The sequence below is a fragment of the Alistipes sp. DJF_B185 genome (assembly GCF_964250025.1).
In the GTDB taxonomy this organism is placed as follows: Bacteria; Bacteroidota; Bacteroidia; order Bacteroidales; family Rikenellaceae; genus Alistipes; species Alistipes finegoldii.
Window position 1 is genome coordinate 1 of record NZ_CAXUDY010000067.1, and the last position, 1,270, is coordinate 1,270.

Sequence of the window (1,270 nt, forward strand, 5' to 3'; positions counted from 1 at the left end):
TCCTGCCGTATGGCTTCAACGCTGTCCAATACCTTGATGCAGATTTCCCCGTCGGAAAACTCCACTCCGAAAAACCGTCCTTTGGCTTTGACAAACGAGGCTTCCTGTTCCAACGCCTTGCGCCGTTCCTCCTGCCGCCGTTCCATTTGCATGTGCCGCCGTTTTTTTGCCATGTAGAGGTCATGCGCTGCGGGCAGGTCTGCGGGACACACGAAATGGGCGTTATGCAGGTCTTTCCCGAAAAATCGCAGCAGGTCGATGTAGTCGCACCATTCCGTCGGTTTCCCGATAGCGTACCCGTTACGGATGGCGATACGGATGGCCGGCCAATAGTCTGCGATATTGCGGGAGGAACGGGCGAAAAATCGCACGAGTGCCGTTTGTCCCGCTTTAAGCAGCGTTTCGGCCTTGTTCTCCGAGAGCAGCAGGTGGATAAGGTCGAAAGGGGTTACATCGGGGAGTTGTTTGCCGTAGCCGCTTCGGCGCAGTTCGGGGATAAGCCGTTGCCGGGGATAGATGCGTGTGGGCGTGATGTTGTATTTCCCGTCGTTCTCCGCCCGCAGTTCCAATGCGCTCGACCAACTCCACCCGTGAACGAAGAAGCCCATCGGGCGCAGCCGTGCGAAGGTTGCGGAGCGTCCGTCGGGGGCAATCCACCGCTGTACGGCTTCGATATGGGTGTAAACGGGCGTCTGTCCCACTTTCGCCCAACACTCGATATAGACGAAGCGCAGGACTTGAAAACCCTTGCAGCGGGTTACGATGCACAAATACTCGTAATCGTTGAACTTGCGGCGCAGGGTGGTTTCCACTTTCAGCGTGGTGTGGCAGTGCGGACACTCGCACCCTAACAGATTGTCCGTGAGTTCTCCGTTTTCGCTCTGCCACGTGTGGCCGCACTCGGTGCAGGTGATAAGTCCTTTCGGCGTGCGGCGTCCGATATGCTCGATGCAGTTCTTGTACCCCCATTCGATTTGTGCGGGGGTAAGCGGCGGCAGGTGTTTGCTTGCCGCCACGACGCTCTGTTGGAATTTTGTTCTCGGCTTCATAACTAAAATAGACTGGGCATTAGTTTGTTATCTTCGATTTTCTTGGGTTTGGACTTGGCTTTCGCCAACTTGGCGTAGGCTTCGCTCTCGGCCTTCCGTATGGCGTTCCGCCGTGCCTCGGCTTTTTCCTCCTCGGTCAGTTCGACGGTGTGATTGACCACTACCTTGCAACTGACGGGTTTGCCGATGTCGATGTCCTCCTCGTCGTAATAGTGGAGTGC

The 1,270-nt window shown here is 56.3% G+C and carries 2 protein-coding genes; both read right to left on the minus strand.

The window, feature by feature from the left end:
* On the minus strand, positions 1-1,049 hold a 1,049-nt coding region (locus ACESTR_RS16160), incomplete at its 3' end, for a PcfJ domain-containing protein (RefSeq protein ID WP_373179445.1).
* A gap of 2 nt (positions 1,050-1,051) precedes the next feature.
* Positions 1,052-1,270 (minus strand): Cas9 inhibitor AcrIIA9 family protein (locus tag ACESTR_RS16165; protein ID WP_373179446.1); only part of this gene is annotated, 219 nt, incomplete at its 5' end.